The 14,377-nt window shown below is 72.5% G+C and carries 15 protein-coding genes; 12 read left to right on the top strand and 3 right to left on the bottom strand.

The window, feature by feature from the left end:
- Positions 1 to 5 precede the first annotated feature (5 nt).
- A complete protein-coding gene (locus EAO76_RS35430) occupies positions 6 to 227 on the bottom strand; it encodes a hypothetical protein (protein ID WP_148840175.1) in 222 nt (73 codons plus the stop codon).
- A gap of 145 nt (positions 228 to 372) precedes the next feature.
- Between EAO76_RS35430 and EAO76_RS35435 the strand changes: the two genes are divergently transcribed.
- The 4 genes from EAO76_RS35435 to EAO76_RS35450 all read left to right on the top strand — a co-directional run bounded on the left by EAO76_RS35435 (position 373) and on the right by EAO76_RS35450 (position 4,290).
- Complete coding sequence (locus EAO76_RS35435) at positions 373 to 1,590, top strand: sensor histidine kinase (protein WP_148840176.1); 1,218 nt, start codon at positions 373 to 375, stop codon at positions 1,588 to 1,590.
- Positions 1,591 to 1,747: 157 nt separating this feature from the next.
- Entirely contained in the window at positions 1,748 to 2,488 is a 741-nt protein-coding gene (locus tag EAO76_RS35440) for a response regulator transcription factor (protein WP_148840177.1), read from the top strand.
- Positions 2,489 to 2,561: 73 nt separating this feature from the next.
- Entirely contained in the window at positions 2,562 to 3,785 is a 1,224-nt protein-coding gene (locus tag EAO76_RS35445; protein ID WP_148840178.1) for a cytochrome P450, read from the top strand.
- Between the two features lie 79 nt (positions 3,786 to 3,864).
- Positions 3,865 to 4,290 (top strand): PaaI family thioesterase, encoded by a 426-nt coding sequence (locus EAO76_RS35450; protein WP_148840179.1) that lies wholly within the window; start codon positions 3,865 to 3,867, stop codon positions 4,288 to 4,290.
- A 67-nt stretch (positions 4,291 to 4,357) separates the two neighbouring features.
- Here EAO76_RS35450 and EAO76_RS35455 read toward each other — a convergent pair whose 3' ends face one another.
- Positions 4,358 to 5,368, bottom strand: coding sequence for a Gfo/Idh/MocA family oxidoreductase (locus EAO76_RS35455; protein WP_148840180.1), 1,011 nt, complete (start codon positions 5,366 to 5,368; stop codon positions 4,358 to 4,360).
- A gap of 189 nt (positions 5,369 to 5,557) precedes the next feature.
- Between EAO76_RS35455 and EAO76_RS35460 the strand changes: the two genes are divergently transcribed.
- From EAO76_RS35460 to EAO76_RS35495, 8 genes are all read left to right on the top strand, one after another.
- Positions 5,558 to 6,565, top strand: coding sequence for a sugar ABC transporter substrate-binding protein (locus EAO76_RS35460; RefSeq protein WP_148840181.1), 1,008 nt, complete (start codon positions 5,558 to 5,560; stop codon positions 6,563 to 6,565).
- Between the two features lie 194 nt (positions 6,566 to 6,759).
- Entirely contained in the window at positions 6,760 to 7,743 is a 984-nt protein-coding gene (locus EAO76_RS35465; RefSeq protein WP_148840182.1) for a sugar ABC transporter substrate-binding protein, read from the top strand.
- Positions 7,740 to 8,792 (top strand): ABC transporter permease, encoded by a 1,053-nt coding sequence (locus EAO76_RS35470; protein ID WP_148840183.1) that lies wholly within the window; start codon positions 7,740 to 7,742, stop codon positions 8,790 to 8,792. Before EAO76_RS35465 ends, EAO76_RS35470 begins: the two co-directional genes overlap by 4 nt.
- Entirely contained in the window at positions 8,789 to 9,649 is an 861-nt protein-coding gene (locus tag EAO76_RS35475; protein ID WP_148840184.1) for an ATP-binding cassette domain-containing protein, read from the top strand. The genes EAO76_RS35470 and EAO76_RS35475 overlap by 4 nt, the downstream gene beginning before the upstream one ends.
- Positions 9,650 to 9,779: 130 nt before the next feature.
- Positions 9,780 to 10,943, top strand: a complete 1,164-nt coding sequence (locus EAO76_RS35480) for an ROK family glucokinase (protein WP_148840185.1) — start codon at positions 9,780 to 9,782, stop codon at positions 10,941 to 10,943.
- Between the two features lie 14 nt (positions 10,944 to 10,957).
- Positions 10,958 to 11,548, top strand: a complete 591-nt coding sequence (locus EAO76_RS35485) for a hypothetical protein (protein WP_148840186.1) — start codon at positions 10,958 to 10,960, stop codon at positions 11,546 to 11,548.
- Positions 11,549 to 11,757: 209 nt separating this feature from the next.
- Positions 11,758 to 12,237 (top strand): hypothetical protein, encoded by a 480-nt coding sequence (locus tag EAO76_RS35490; protein WP_148840493.1) that lies wholly within the window; start codon positions 11,758 to 11,760, stop codon positions 12,235 to 12,237.
- Positions 12,234 to 12,911, top strand: a complete 678-nt coding sequence (locus tag EAO76_RS35495; RefSeq protein ID WP_148840187.1) for a vitamin K epoxide reductase family protein — start codon at positions 12,234 to 12,236, stop codon at positions 12,909 to 12,911. Before EAO76_RS35490 ends, EAO76_RS35495 begins: the two co-directional genes overlap by 4 nt.
- Here the strand turns inward: EAO76_RS35495 and EAO76_RS35500 are convergent.
- Positions 12,862 to 14,163 (bottom strand): globin domain-containing protein, encoded by a 1,302-nt coding sequence (locus tag EAO76_RS35500; RefSeq protein ID WP_148840188.1) that lies wholly within the window; start codon positions 14,161 to 14,163, stop codon positions 12,862 to 12,864. The genes EAO76_RS35495 and EAO76_RS35500 overlap by 50 nt on opposite strands.
- Positions 14,164 to 14,377: the final 214 nt, after the last annotated feature.

Here is a 14,377-nt window from a genome sequence, read left to right on the forward strand (position 1 = left end):
TCCGGCTACTCCGTCTGCTCCGTCTGCTCCTTGATTCGGTCGGCCGCCACCATCACCGCGAATCCCGCCACGATCATCACGATGTTGACGAAGGTCGCGTACGGGCCGATGAAGTCCAGCCGCCGCACCACCGCCAAGAACCGGAACCAATCAATCCATTCGTTCAGGAGTCCGGCGACCCCCTGGGCACAGACGAGGAAGCCGACCGTCTCGCAGAGTTTCTTCATGCCGGAGAGCCTCGCGGGCGCGGCCCGGCCCCCGCGTCGGCCATCGGGCTGCGCGGTGCCGCCGAAAGTCTCGGGTTCCACGACTTTGGTCGCCCACCGGTCCCGTACCCCCGGAACACCCGCCCGACCTGGGTAGTTTTGCCGTATGACACGTACGGAGTACCGCTGGCTGCTGCCCTCGGCGATGGCCGACCCCGAACTGCCGGGAGACCGGGGCGGCCGTTCGCGACGCACCGTGCGGGACTGGGTCGTCGACCTGACGGCCTTCCTCTGTGCGGCCCTGATCGGCATGCTCGCGGCGGCGACGGTCGACGCCGACCGCACCACCCCCGACATCGTCGTCTTCATCGACTGCGTGATCGGGGCGGCCGCCTGCTGCGCCCTGTGGGCGCGGCGGAGGTGGCCGATCGGCGTCGCGGTGGCCCTGGTCCTGATCTCCGCCGTCGAACCGGTCGCCGCGGGGGCCGCGCTCGTCGCCCTGTTCGGCGTGGCGGTGCACCGCCCGTTCCGGCCGGTGGCGGCCATCGGGGCGCTCGCCGTGGTCGTCGGCCCCGTGCAGCCGTACCTGCGCCCGGAGCCGGACGCCTCGTTCGTCGAGTCCATGATCATCGGCACCCTGCTGTCCCTGCTGGTGCTCAGCCTGGGCATGGTCGTACGGTCCAGACGCCAGCTCGTCATCAGCCTGCGCGAACGGGCCCACCGGGCCGAGGCGGAGGCGGAACTCCGCGCGGAACAGGCACAACGGCTCGCCCGTGAGGCCATCGCCCGGGAGATGCACGACGTCCTCGCCCACCGGCTGACCCTCCTCAGCGTCCACGCCGGCGCCCTCGAATTCCGCCCCGACGCCCCGACCGCCGAGGTGGCACGGGCCGCCGGCGTCATCCGGGACAGCGCGCACGAGGCGCTCCAGGACCTCCGCGAGATCATCGGGGTGCTGCGCAGCCCCGGCGAGAGTGACGGCGACCGGCCGCAGCCCACCCTCGCCACCCTGGAATCGTTGGTCGACGAGTCCCGGCTGGCCGGCATGAAGGTCACCCTCGACAACCGCGTCGCCGACCCCGCCGCGGCCCCCGCCGCCACCGGCCGCACCGTCTACCGCATCGCCCAGGAGGCCCTGACCAACGCCCGCAAGCACGCGCCCGGGGCCGAGGTCGCCGTCACGGTCGCCGGAGGCCCGGGGGAAGGGCTCACCATCGAGGTGCGCAACCCGGCACCCACCGAACCCTTCGCGCAGGTGCCCGGCTCCGGACAGGGGCTCATCGGCCTCACGGAACGTGCCACGCTGGCCGGGGGCCACCTCGACCACGGCCCCGAACCGGACGGCGGCTTCCGTCTCCGGGCCGCGCTGCCGTGGCCCGCGTGAACACGGGACGAGGCGCTCCCGGCGCAGCCTCCGCGTGCGGGAGGCGGATCGTCCCGGTGGGTACGGGGCGGGGCGCTCCCGCCGCCTCCGTACCCACGGCGTCGGGTGCGACGGCCCCCGGTACGGCCGGTGCCCGGGCCTGGCTACGGTGGTCGTCATGATCACCTCACCTCCGGAGAACCACCCGGCACCGCCCGTCCGGCTCGCCGTCGTCGACGACGACCCGCTCGTACGGGCCGGGCTCGCCCTCATGCTCGGCGGCGCGGACGACATCCGCATCGTGGGGGAGGCGGCCGACGGCGCCGACGTCGCGGACCTCGTCGACCGGGTCCGCCCCGACGTGGTGCTGATGGACATCCGGATGCCGGTCGTGGACGGGCTGACCGCGACCGAGGCCCTGCGCGCCCGCCCCGACGCGCCGGAGGTCATCGTCCTGACGACGTTCCACGCCGACGAACAGGTGCTGCGCGCCATCCGCGCCGGGGCCGCCGGATTCGTCCTGAAGGACACCCCTCCGGCGCAGATCGTCGAATCGGTGCGGCGGGTGGCGGCCGGCGATCCGGTGCTGTCGCCCGCGGTGACACGCCAGTTGATGGCCCGCGCCGCCGGGACCGGACCCCGCGGCGGCCGGGACGACCGCGTGGACCGCGCCGACCGGGCGCGCCGGCGGATCGCCGCCCTCGGCGAGCGGGAACGCGAGGTCGCGATCGCCGTCGCCCGCGGCCGTTCCAACGCCGAGATCGCCGCGGCGCTCTACCTCAGCGTGGCGACCGTGAAGACGCAGGTGTCCCGGATCCTGACCAGGTTCGACTTCAACAACCGTGTCCAGATCGCGCTGTTGGTGCACGACTCGGGCCTGCTCGACGACGATGCCGCGGAGGACGGCGACGTAGGCTGAACCGGTCGATCCGAAGCGATCGGGGGCGATCGGGCCGAACGATCGAACCGATCAGACCGGGAGGGACGGTCCCATGTCCGAAGCCAGTGGCCCCGCCGCCGACGCCCGAGCCGACGCCGGCCCCGACGTCGATGTCGATCTGCGCGGGGTGAAGGACTTCACGGCGAACCCGTATCCGTACTACGAGAAACTGCGCGCCGCAGGTCCCGTGCACACCGTCCGCACCGACGAGTTCGAGCGGGTCTGGCTCGTGGTGGGGTACGACGAGGCCCGCGCGGTCCTGGCCGACCAGCGGTTCGCCAAGGACTGGCGGGGCCTGCCGGGCGCGCCCGGCGAGAGCGACCCGATCTTCCTCAACATGCTGGAGCTGGACGCCCCCCACCACACCCGGCTGCGCAAGCTCGTCGCCCGGGAGTTCACCGCCCGCAGGGTCGAGGCGCTGCGCCCGCGGGTCCAGCAGATCACCGACGAACTCCTCGACGCGATGCTGCCCGCCGGGCGCGCTGACCTCGTCGACGCGCTGGCCTTCCCGCTGCCGATGACCGTCATCTGCGAGCTGATCGGCGTCCCCGACCTGGACCGCAACGCCTTCCGCCGGCTGTCGAACGGCGTCGTCACCCCCGCCTCGCCGGAGCAGGAGCAGGAAGCGGTGCGCGCCATGAACGCGTACCTCGGCGAACTCATCGGGGAGAAGCGGCGCTCGCCCGGCGACGATCTGATGAGCGCGCTGGTCAGGGCGCGCGACGAGGAGGGGGACGGGCTGTCGCCCGACGAACTCGTGGGCATGGCCTTCCTGTTGCTCGTCGCCGGGCACGAGACCACGGTCAACCTGATCGCCAACGGGGTACGGGCGCTGCTCGACCACCCCGACCAACTCGCCGCCCTGCGCGCCGATCCGGGCCTGCTCGACGGCGCGGTCGAGGAGATGCTGCGCTACGACGGGCCGGTGGAGACCGCGACGTTCCGCTACCCCCGCGAGCGGGTCGAGATCGGGTCGCGGGTCGTCCCGGCGGGCGAGCCGGTGCTGGTGTCGCTGGCCGGTGCCGACCGCGACCACGCCCGCTACCCGGCGCCGGACTCCTTCGACATCCGCCGTGACGCCCAGGGGCACCTGGCCTTCGGGCACGGGGTGCACTTCTGCGTGGGCGCGCCGCTGGCCAGGATGGAGGGCCGGATCGCGATCCGTACGCTGCTGGAGCGGTGCCCCGGCCTCGAACCGGACGCGGAGGCGGGGGAGTCCGACTGGATTCCCGGCCTGCTGATCCGTGGCCGGCGGGGACTTCCGGTCCGCTGGTGAGACGGGAAACCGCCGTGGCGGGAGCCCGGTGGGCGGGAAATCCGGTGAGCGGAGCACCCCGGTGGGATAAGAAGTCGTCATGACCGGACTCGATCTGCCCATGGCCCAGAAGGTTCTCGACAGCCAGCCGTTCAGCGGCCTCGTCGGGGCACGGATCACCGCCTTCGGGGGCGGTGCGGCCACCCTCGAAGTGGACATACGCCAGGAACTCCAGCAACAGAACGGCTTTCTGCACGGCGGGGTACTGGCCTACGCCGCCGACAACTCGATCACCTTCGCCGCCGGTACGACGCTCGGCCCGGCCGTGCTGACCGGCGGCTTCTCCATCCAGTACGTCCGGCCCGCCACCGGACGCACGCTCGTGGCCAGGGCCGAGGTCGTGCACACCGGCCGCCGCCAGGCCGTGGTCCGCTGCGAACTGTTCGCCGCGGGGGAGGACGGGGCGGAGACGCTCTGCGCGGTCGCGCAGGGAACCGTGCTGTCGGCCGGCGCCCCGTCCGCCTGACCACGCGCCGGGTGACCGACGGGCCCGCGCCGCCCCCCCCGCACGGGGGGCGGCGCGGGCCCGTCGGTCACCCGGCGGCCTTCGCGACCTCCGCGACCGTCACGGGGCGCCGCTCCCGGCGGGACACCTCGCACGCCTCCGCGACCAGCAGCGCGTACCACGCCTCCCGGCCGTCGCACGGATTGGGCAGCTCGCCCCGCACCACCCGTACGAACGCGTCCAGTTCGGCCTCGTACGCCGGAGCGAACCGCTCCAGGAAACCGGGCCAGGGGCGGGCGGGGGCGGCGGGGCCCAGCGGCTCGGCGGAGGTGACCGGCGTGCGGTCGTCCAGGCCGACCGTGATCTGGTCCAGCTCGCCCGCCAGCTCCATCCGCACGTCGTAACCGGCGCCGTTGCAACGGGTGGCCGTCGCCGTGGCCAGGGTGCCGTCGTCGAGGGTCAGCAGCGCCGCCGCCGTGTCGACGTCGCCCGCCGCCCGGAACATCGCGGGCCCGGCGTCCGACCCGGTGGCGTACACCTCGGTCACCTCGCGGCCCGTCACCCACCGCAGCACGTCGAAGTCATGGACCAGGCAGTCCCGGAACAGCCCCCCGGAGAGCGGTAGATACGCGGCGGGCGGCGGTGCCGGGTCCATCGTCGCCGCCCGTACGGTGTGCAGCCTGCCGAGCGTCCCGGCCCGGACCGCGGCGCGGGCCGCCCCGTAACCGGCGTCGAACCTGCGCATGAAGCCCAGCTGGAGCACGCTGCCCGCCTCGTCGACCTCCCGCAGCGCGCCCAGCGTCCCCGGCAGGTCCAGCGCGATCGGCTTCTCGCAGAACGCCGGGAGCCCCGCGCGTGCGGCCCGGCCGATCAGCTCCGCGTGGGCCGCGGTGGCCGAGGCGATCACCACGGCGTCCACCCCGGCGCCGAACACCTCGGCCGCGCTCCCGACGGCCGACGCGCCGACGTGCCGCGCGACCCCGGCCGCCCGGCCCCCGTCGATGTCCGTCACCACCAGGGCGTCCACCTCGGGGTGGCGGGCCAGCACACCCGCGTGGAAGGAACCGATCCGGCCGGTGCCGATGAGTCCGATACGCATGGACCCAACGTGCCGCCCACCGGCTGCCCTGTCAACCATATGTCCTTACAAGGTGCGAATTGTTCGTTCGTCATGACATCACGGCATCACAACACTCGTACCGCCGGGCGCCGTTGACGTCCCGTACGACCGCCGCTAGAAAACGTCCAGCCGCACTCCGGCGGCCGTGGAGAGAAGGCGGACCCCACCATGCGCACCTCCCGCAGGGCAGCGGCCCTGATCACCGTCACGGCCCTCGGCATCGGCCTCGCCGTCTCCGGATGCAGCGGCTCGGGCGGCAAGGACGCCGAGGAGGGACCCGCGGCGGGAAGCGGCGGCGGGAAGGCGGCCGGCACCCCCCGGATGAAGATCGCGATGGTCACGCACTCGGGGGAGGGCGACACCTTCTGGGACATCGTGCAGAACGGCGCGAAGCAGGCGGCGGCCAAGGACAACGTCGAGTTCCTCTACTCCGCGAACAAGGAGGGCAGGGAACAGGCCCAGCTCGTCCAGGCCGCCATCGACCAGAAGGTCGACGGCATCGTCGTCACCCTCGCCAAACCGGAAGCGCTCGAAACGGTCGTCACCAAGGCGGTGAAGGCCGGCATACCCGTGGTGACCATCAACGCGGGCGCACGGTTCTCCGCGGAGTTCGGCGCGCTCGGGCACATCGGCCAGGACGAGGCCGTCGCCGGCGAGGCGGTCGGCGAGGAGCTCGCCGCGCGAGGGCGCGAGCGGGTCCTCTGCGTCATCCACGAGCAGGGCAACGTATCGCTGGAGGAGCGCTGCGCCGGGGTGCGGAAGACCTTCGGGGGCCACGTCGAGAACCTGAACGTCGAGGGCACCAACATGCCGGCCGCCACCTCCTCGATCGAGGCGAAGCTCCAGGCCGACAAGGGCATCGACGCCGTCGTCACCCTCGGCGCCCCCTTCGCCGCCGCCTCCGTCAAGGCCAAGGACGGCTCCGGCAGCAGGGCCGAGATCGACACCTTCGACCTGAACGCCGAGGTCGTCGGACGACTGAAGGCCGGGGAGGTCGGCTTCGCCGTCGACCAGCAGCCCTACCTCCAGGGCTACCTCGCCGTCGACGGACTGTGGCTGAACCGGACCAACGGCAACGTCGTCGGCGGCGGAAAACCGGTGCTCACCGGCCCGGCGATCGTCACCGCCGACGACGTGCCGCAGCTGGAGAAGTACACCGCGCGCGGTACCCGGTGAACCCTCCGCGCCCCGCCGCGCGCACCCGGCCCCGACACACGCGCCCCGCCCCTGCCGGGCCGCGCCGCGGACGGCTCGGGGATACTTGGCCAGCCGGTCGGGGCGCGAACCGCCCCCGGCCGCTCCAGGCGGTACAGCGAGCAGCACAAGAAGGGCACGGCGTCGTGGCAAGGGTTCGGACAGGGGTACGTGCGATGGGCGCCGTGCTTGCGGCGGTGCTCGGGGTCTCCCTCGTGGGATGCAGCAGCACCGGCGGCAAGCGGGCGGAGGAGCGCGCGGCCCGGGCCGCCGCCGAGGGCCGGGCCGCGGTGGACACCCCCCGCTGGACCTTCGCCATGGTCACCCACTCGGGCGATGGCGACACCTTCTGGGACATCGTCCAGCGCGGCGCCGAGCAGGCGGCCGTCAAGGACAACATCAAGTTCCTGTACTCGCACAACGACGAGGCGCAGCAGCAGGCCCAGCTCGTGCAGGCCGCCATCGACCAGAAGGTCGACGGGCTGATCGTCACCCTCGCCAAGCCCGACGCGATGAAGGACGTCGTCACCAAGGCGGTGAAGGCCGGGATCCCGGTGATCACGGTGAACTCGGGCTCCGCGGAGTCCAAGCGGTTCGGCGCGCTCACCCACATCGGCCAGGACGAGTCCATCGCGGGCGAGGCCGTCGGCGAGGAGCTCAACGCGCGCGGCCGCAAGAAGGCCCTGTGCATCCTGCACGAGCAGGGCAACGTCGGCCACGAGCAGCGCTGCGCCGGAGCGAAGAAGTCCTTCGACGGACAGCTGCAGAACCTGTACGTGGAGGGCACCAACATGCCCGACGTCCAGGCGTCCATCGAGGCCAAGCTCCAGGCCGACAAGAGCATCGACGCGGTCGTCACCCTCGGCGCGCCCTTCGCGGACGCCGCCGTCAAGGCGAAGAGGACCGCGCGCAGCGAGGCCGAGATCGACACCTTCGACCTGAACGCCAAGGTCGCCACGGCCCTCCAGGACAAGACCCTCGGCTTCGCCGTCGACCAGCAGCCCTACCTCCAGGGCTACGAGGCGGTCGACCTGCTCTGGCTCAACCGCTACAACGGCAATGTGCTCGGCGGCGGACGCCCGGTCCTCACCGGACCGCAGATCATCACCGCGAAGGACGCCGCCGAACTGGCCCAGTACACGAAGCGGGGGACCCGATGAGCGCGATCGCCGGACCGTCCGCCCCGGCGGGGAAGGACGAGCGGCTGCTGCACACCTCACCGCTGCGCAGGCTCCTCGGCCGCCCCGAGCTCGGCTCGGTGGTGGGCGCCGCGGCGGTCTTCGTCTTCTTCTCGATCGTCGCCGACAGCTTCCTGCGCGCCTCCAGCCTCGGCACGGTGCTCTACGCGGCCTCGACGATCGGGATCATGGCCGCGCCGGTGGCGCTGCTGATGATCGGCGGCGAGTTCGACCTCTCCGCCGGGGTGCTGGTCACCAGCTCCGCGCTGATCTCGTCGATGTTCAGCTACCAGATGACGGCCAACGTCTGGGTCGGCGTCCTCGTGTCGCTGCTGGTCACCCTGGCCTTCGGCGCGTTCAACGGCTTCATGCTGACCCGTACGAAACTGCCGAGCTTCATCATCACGCTCGGCACGTTCCTGATGCTGACCGGCCTCAACCTGGGGTTCACCAAGCTGATCAGCGGCACCGTCTCGACGAAGGCCATCGGCGACATGGAGGGCTTCGACTCGGCCCGCAAGGTGTTCGCCTCGCAGTGGACCATCGGCGGCGTCGAGCTCAAGGTCACCATCCTGTGGTGGGCCGTCCTCGTCGCGATCGCCACCTGGATCCTGCTCCGCACCCGCTTCGGCAACTGGATCTTCGCGGTCGGCGGCGAGGCCGACGCGGCCCGCGCGGTCGGTGTCCCGGTGATCCGCACCAAGATCGGGCTCTACCTCGGCGTCGCCTTCGCCGCCTGGGTCTCCGGCCAGCACCTGCTGTTCTCGTACGACGTCGTCCAGTCCGGCGAGGGCGTCGGCAACGAGCTGATCTACATCATCGCGGCCGTCATCGGCGGCTGCCTGATCACCGGCGGCTACGGCTCCGCGATCGGCTCCGCGGTCGGTGCCTTCATCTTCGGCATGACCAGCAAGGGCATCGTGTACGCGGAGTGGAACCCGGACTGGTTCAAGTTCTTCCTCGGAGCCATGCTGCTCCTGGCCACCCTGCTCAACGCATGGGTACGCAAGCGCGCGGAGGCGACGAAATGACGGCCCCCCAGGCACCGGCCGCCCCGGAGACGCCCCGCCGGGCGCTCGTCGAGCTGGACCACGTCAGCAAGTACTACGGCAACATCAGGGCGCTCGACGACGTCTCGCTGGAGGTCCACGCGGGGGAGATCTCCTGCGTGCTCGGCGACAACGGCGCCGGCAAGTCCACCCTGATCAAGATCATCGCGGGGCTGCACCGGCACGACGCCGGCACCTTCCTCGTCGACGGCGAGGAGACCACCCTCGTCAATCCGCGCGACGCCCTGGACCGGGGCATCGCCACGGTCTACCAGGACCTGGCCGTCGTCCCCCTCATGCCGGTCTGGCGCAACTTCTTCCTCGGCTCGGAGCCGACCACGGGCTCGGGCCCCTTCAAACGCCTCGACGTGCGCCTGATGCGCGAGACGACCCGCTCCGCACTGCTGCGCATGGGCATCGACCTGCGCGACGTCGACCAGCCGATCGGCACCCTGTCCGGCGGCGAGCGCCAGTGCGTCGCCATCGCACGGGCCGTCCACTTCGGCGCCAAGGTGCTCGTGCTGGACGAGCCCACCGCCGCGCTCGGCGTCAAGCAGTCCGGGGTCGTGCTCAAGTACGTCGCGGCCGCCCGCGACGCGGGGCTCGGCGTGGTCCTCATCACGCACAACCCTCACCACGCGTATCTGGTCGGTGACCGGTTCGTCCTGCTCAAGCGGGGCGCCATGGCCGGCAGCCACACCAAGGAGAGCGTCACGCTGGACGAGCTGACCCGCCAGATGGCGGGCGGCAGCGAGCTGGAGGAGCTCAGCCACGAGCTGGAACGGGCCACCGGCCCGGACCGGCCCCCCGCCGGCCCGGACACCGACGGCCCCGCGTAGCCCCGGTGGGTACCGGCCCCGCACGCACCGGTCCGCCAGCCCCGGCCCCCCGGCAGTGGCAGAATCGAGCCCGACGGGCGCAGTCCGCCGCCGGGGGCACCACTCCCGGCTCCCCGACCCCGCAGGGACGATGAGCACGTACCGCGACCTCACACACCGCGGCTCCGCCCGCGCCACCGTCCTGCGGACCGTGGGCACCAGGGAGCGGCGCTCCCACCTCACGGCGCCCCGGGTCCCCACCGTCGGCATCGACATCGGCGGCACGAAGGTGATGGCCGGCGTCGTCGACGCCGACGGCAACATCCTGGAGCAGCTGCGCACCGAGACGCCGGACAAGTCCAAGAGCCCCAAGGTCGTCGAGGACACCATCGTCGAACTGGTCCTGGACCTCTCCGACCGGCACGACGTGCACGCCGTCGGCATCGGGGCGGCCGGCTGGGTCGACGCGGACCGCTCCCGGGTGCTGTTCGCCCCGCACCTCGCCTGGCGCGACGAACCGCTGCGCGACGCCCTCGCCTCCCGGCTCGTCGTCCCCGTCATGGTCGACAACGACGCCAACACCGCCGCCTGGGCGGAATGGCGCTTCGGCGCGGGCCGCGGCGAGGACCACCTCGTCATGATCACGCTCGGTACCGGCATCGGCGGCGCGATCCTGGAGGACGGCCGGGTCAAGCGCGGCAAGTACGGGGTCGCCGGTGAGTTCGGCCACATGCAGGTGGTGCCCGGCGGACACCGCTGCCCCTGCGGGAACCGCGGCTGCTGGGAGCAGTACAGCTCCGGCAACGCCCTGGTCCGCGAGGCCAAGGAGCTGGCCGCGGCCGACTCCCCGGTGGCGCACGGCATCATCGAGCGGGTCAAGGGCAACATCCCCGACATCACCGGCCCCCTCATCACCGAACTGGCCCGCGAGGGCGACGCGATGTGCGTCGAACTCCTCCAGGACATCGGCCAGTGGCTCGGCGTGGGCATCGCCAACCTGGCCGCCGCGCTCGACCCCTCCTGCTTCGTCATCGGCGGGGGCGTCAGCGCCGCCGACGACCTGCTCATCGGCCCCGCCAGGGACGCCTTCAAGCGCCACCTCACCGGCCGCGGCTACCGCCCCGAGGCCCGGATCGCGAAGGCCCAGCTCGGCCCGGAGGCGGGTATGGTCGGCGCCGCGGACCTGGCCCGGCTGGTGGCCCGCAGGTTCCGCCGCACCAACCGCCGCCGCGTCGAACGGTACGAGCGGTACGCCCAGATCTACGACCAGGCCGCGAGCACCATCCGCAATACGCGAAACACCCGCACCTCCTAGGGACCCGCAGACACATGACCGCAGCCGAGCACCCCGTCCTGCCGCGCCAGTCCCCGCCGCCCGACGACGAACGGCCGCCGCAGGACCGGCGCCGGATGATCCGCCGCCGTCTGATCACGGCGACCATCATCGTGCTGCTCATCGGCATTCCGGCCGGCTACCTGCTGATCTCCGCCGGCCAGAGCCGCCGCGCCGGCCAGAACAAGGAGGCCGAGGCGGCCGCCCAGGGGCTCCGGGAGGGCTGGCCGTCCCGGATGCAGCGCCGGATCTTCGAGCTCCCGATGCCCGGCAACTCCCTGGACGTGCAGTACTACGAGACCAACAACTGGAAGGCCAGCCGGCTGTACGTGGAGTTCCGCACCACGTCCGCCGGGCTGGACCGGTTCCTCAGCCGGCTCGGCAGCGGGCGGGGCGACCTGCAGGCCGGTGAGGTGACCATCGGCGCCCGCGACCGGAAGGTCTCGGGTTGGTCCTTCGACCCCGGGACCGACTGGGCGGGCACCACGCACACCAACAAGGACCCCCGGCCCACCCAGGACATCATGGTGAACATGACCGACCCGATGAACCCGGTCGTCTACGTGGTGTCCGCGGCGACCCCCTGATACGTGGTGTCCGCGGCGACCTCCTGACCGGGAGGTTTCCCGCCCAGGCCGCCTCCTGACGGGCGGCGGGGACGTCCTTTCCCGCGCAATTCCCCCTCGATCGCCGGTCGCCGACCGCCCCAGGGCCGATCGGCCCTAGTGGCCACGGGCCGCCGATGGGTTCACTGCGATGCGTCGCACGCCGCAGGTGCGCGCGGGAGGGAATCATGGTGATCGCAGTCGTCGGGCACAGGGACCTCGGCAAACCGACCCTGGAGCTGGTGGAAGCCGAACTGAGGACGAGGCTGGACCGGTTGGCGGAGGGGGCCGCCGCACTGGTGCGGGCCGGTTCGGGGCTGCCGGTGGTCTTCGGGCGGGCCGCCCGGGAGGCGGGCCGGAAGCTGACGGTGCTGCTGCCGGCCCAGGGCGCGGTGCCCGCCCCCCTGCCCGAGCCGGACCGCTCGGCCGCGGGCGAACTGCTGGTCCTGGCCGAACACGTACGGCTGCTGGCCTTCGACCCGGCCGACCGGGACGCGTGCGTCGGCGCCGACGAACGGCTGGTGGAGACCTGCCGGACCGTGCTCGCGGTGTGGGACGGATCGCCGTCGGACGGCCGGGACGCCACCGCGCACCTGGTCGCCTTCGCGCGTGCGCGGGGCATCGAGGTGGAGGTCGTCTGGCCGCGCGGTTCGGTGCGGGGGCGGGCATGAAGCCGTCGGAACACGTCGTGGAAGACGACGAGGACGCCGGGGACGGCGGGCGGGCCGGCGCCACCTGGAGCGGGACCGGCCCCGACCCGGAGCGCACCGGGGCGGGGCGGGGACCGGCCTGGCTGCTGATCGTCACCGCCGTGCTCGGGCTGCTCGGTTCGTTCGTCATCACGGTCGACAAGATCGAACTGCTCGTCGACCCCGGCTTCGTGCCCGCCTGCTCGCTCAGCCCCGTGGTGTCCTGCACGAGCGTGATGACCAGCGACCAGGCGTCGGTGTTCGGCTTCCCCAACCCGCTCATCGGGCTGATCGGCTTCGCGGTGGTGCTGTGCACCGGCGCGGGCCTGCTCGCCGGTGCGCGCTACCGGCGCTGGTACTGGCTGGGGCTGAACCTCGGCATGTTGTTCGGCGTCGGCTTCTGCATGTGGCTGATGACCCAGGCCCTGTACGAGATCGGCGCCCTGTGCCTGTGGTGCATGCTGGTGTGGGCGGTCACGATCTTCATGTTCTGGCGCGTCACGGTGCACAACCTGCGCCACGGCGTGCTGCCGGCGCCGCGCGCGCTGGTCGCGGCGGCGCTGGAGTTCCCGCTGGTGGTGCCGGTGACCTGGTGCCTGGCCGTCGTCATGCTGATAGCAGTCCGGTTCTGGCCGTACTGGCGGACATTCCTGTGACCGTTCCCATGCCGGTGGTGTCGAGGTGAATGTGCGCGTCCGGCATCCCGGCGGCGGACAGCCGGGCGGCGATGCCCCGCTCCGCCCCGGCCGCGGCGGCCTCGGGGGAGAGGGCCACGAAGGCGTGCTGCCGGGCGAGGGCCCGCACCCCGACGTCCCCGAAGGAGGAGCCCGCGGCGTCCGCCGTGACGACGGTCAGCCAGGGCCGGGTGCGCCGGAACACCTCCAGGCACGCCGCGTCGTACATCTCCTCGCCCGCCGCCTCCCCCGGACCGGCGGGCCCCAGCAGCAGCCGTACCCGGTGCACACCGGAGCGGTCCGCGTCGATCCGCTGGAGCAGCGCCTTCATCGGCGCCCAGCCCGTGCCCGAGGCGAGCAGCAGCAGGTCCGCGGAGAGCAGGTGGTCCGGCAGGGCCAGCGCACCGCGCGGCGCACCGAGACGGACGGTGCCGCCCTCCCGCGTACCGTGCACCAGCGCGTCGCTCACCCCGCCGGCGCCCCGGGCCCGTATGTGGAACTCCAGCTCGCCGTCCGGGTGCGGCGCGCGGGCCAGGTAGTAGGGGCGCCAGGCCTGCTCCAGCAGCGGCGACTCCAGGGACGCGTACTGACCGGCCTCGAAGGCGTAGGGCTGGTGCGGGCGGATCCGCAGCACCGCCAGGCCGGGGGCACGCAGCTCGTGCGAGGTCACCGTCGCCTCCCAGCTGGACGGTTCGGCGATGGCCTCGTCCGCGCCCCGGACCATCGCCGAGACCGCCAGGTCCAGCATCCGCAGCCAGGCGTCCTCCAGCGCACTGGTCCACCGGGCCCCGGCACGCAGCCGCAGCGCCTCGACGAGCGCCGCCTCGAAGGCCTCGAACTGTGCCCGACGGACCCCGAGTTTGCGGTGGTCTCGTCCCAACTGGCCGAAGACGCGGATCAGTTCGTCCGTGCGGTGCAGATTGCCGATCAAGTAGTGGAAGATCGACGCGAGATGGTCCTGCTGGAACGCCATCGACTCGGGGAACAGTGCCCGGAGGTACGGGTGCCGCTCGAACAGGACCCGGTACAGGTCGGCGATCAGCTCCTCCATCGGGGCCACCAGCGCCATCGAGTCGCTGATCAGCAACTGGTCGGCCGCGCCGTCGTAGGCCCGGGGGACCTCGGCGCTCCACCGGTCCGTACGGCTGTCGGCCGGGGCCAGGATGCGTCGTCGCAGCCGCATGGCGTCGTGCCGTGCGAGCAGTGCGTGGTAGTCCTCGCTGGAGGTGTTCATGGGCCGGGGGCTCCTTGATGCAGCGCAGTGGGGGTGGCCGGACGGCAGACGTCCGTGGCGCCCGGACGATCTTGGCGGCGTCAGTATGGCACCGGGCCCCGCCCGCTGACCGGCCCCCGGCCGCAGGGACTTTCGGCCCTGTTCAGACGCCGTTCACCATGCCGTGACACCCCGCCGGAAGCGCCTTCGGAGCCGGGCACATACTGTTCCCGGC

Source organism: Streptomyces sp. sk2.1 (assembly GCF_008120935.1).
Lineage (GTDB): Bacteria > Actinomycetota > Actinomycetes > Streptomycetales > Streptomycetaceae > Streptomyces.

What these genes read in the sequence shown, in the direction of transcription:
- EAO76_RS35430 (WP_148840175.1), bottom strand. Translation starts at nt 227, where the DNA reads ATGAAGAAACTCTGCGAGACGGTCGGCTTCCTCGTCTGTGCCCAGGGG.
- EAO76_RS35435 (WP_148840176.1), top strand. Translation starts at nt 373, where the DNA reads ATGACACGTACGGAGTACCGCTGGCTGCTGCCCTCGGCGATGGCCGAC.
- EAO76_RS35440 (WP_148840177.1), top strand. Translation starts at nt 1,748, where the DNA reads ATGATCACCTCACCTCCGGAGAACCACCCGGCACCGCCCGTCCGGCTC.
- EAO76_RS35445 (WP_148840178.1), top strand. Translation starts at nt 2,562, where the DNA reads ATGTCCGAAGCCAGTGGCCCCGCCGCCGACGCCCGAGCCGACGCCGGC.
- EAO76_RS35450 (WP_148840179.1), top strand. Translation starts at nt 3,865, where the DNA reads ATGACCGGACTCGATCTGCCCATGGCCCAGAAGGTTCTCGACAGCCAG.
- EAO76_RS35455 (WP_148840180.1), bottom strand. Translation starts at nt 5,368, where the DNA reads ATGCGTATCGGACTCATCGGCACCGGCCGGATCGGTTCCTTCCACGCG.
- EAO76_RS35460 (WP_148840181.1), top strand. Translation starts at nt 5,558, where the DNA reads ATGCGCACCTCCCGCAGGGCAGCGGCCCTGATCACCGTCACGGCCCTC.
- EAO76_RS35465 (WP_148840182.1), top strand. Translation starts at nt 6,760, where the DNA reads ATGGGCGCCGTGCTTGCGGCGGTGCTCGGGGTCTCCCTCGTGGGATGC.
- EAO76_RS35470 (WP_148840183.1), top strand. Translation starts at nt 7,740, where the DNA reads ATGAGCGCGATCGCCGGACCGTCCGCCCCGGCGGGGAAGGACGAGCGG.
- EAO76_RS35475 (WP_148840184.1), top strand. Translation starts at nt 8,789, where the DNA reads ATGACGGCCCCCCAGGCACCGGCCGCCCCGGAGACGCCCCGCCGGGCG.
- EAO76_RS35480 (WP_148840185.1), top strand. Translation starts at nt 9,780, where the DNA reads ATGAGCACGTACCGCGACCTCACACACCGCGGCTCCGCCCGCGCCACC.
- EAO76_RS35485 (WP_148840186.1), top strand. Translation starts at nt 10,958, where the DNA reads ATGACCGCAGCCGAGCACCCCGTCCTGCCGCGCCAGTCCCCGCCGCCC.
- EAO76_RS35495 (WP_148840187.1), top strand. Translation starts at nt 12,234, where the DNA reads ATGAAGCCGTCGGAACACGTCGTGGAAGACGACGAGGACGCCGGGGAC.
- EAO76_RS35500 (WP_148840188.1), bottom strand. Translation starts at nt 14,163, where the DNA reads ATGAACACCTCCAGCGAGGACTACCACGCACTGCTCGCACGGCACGAC.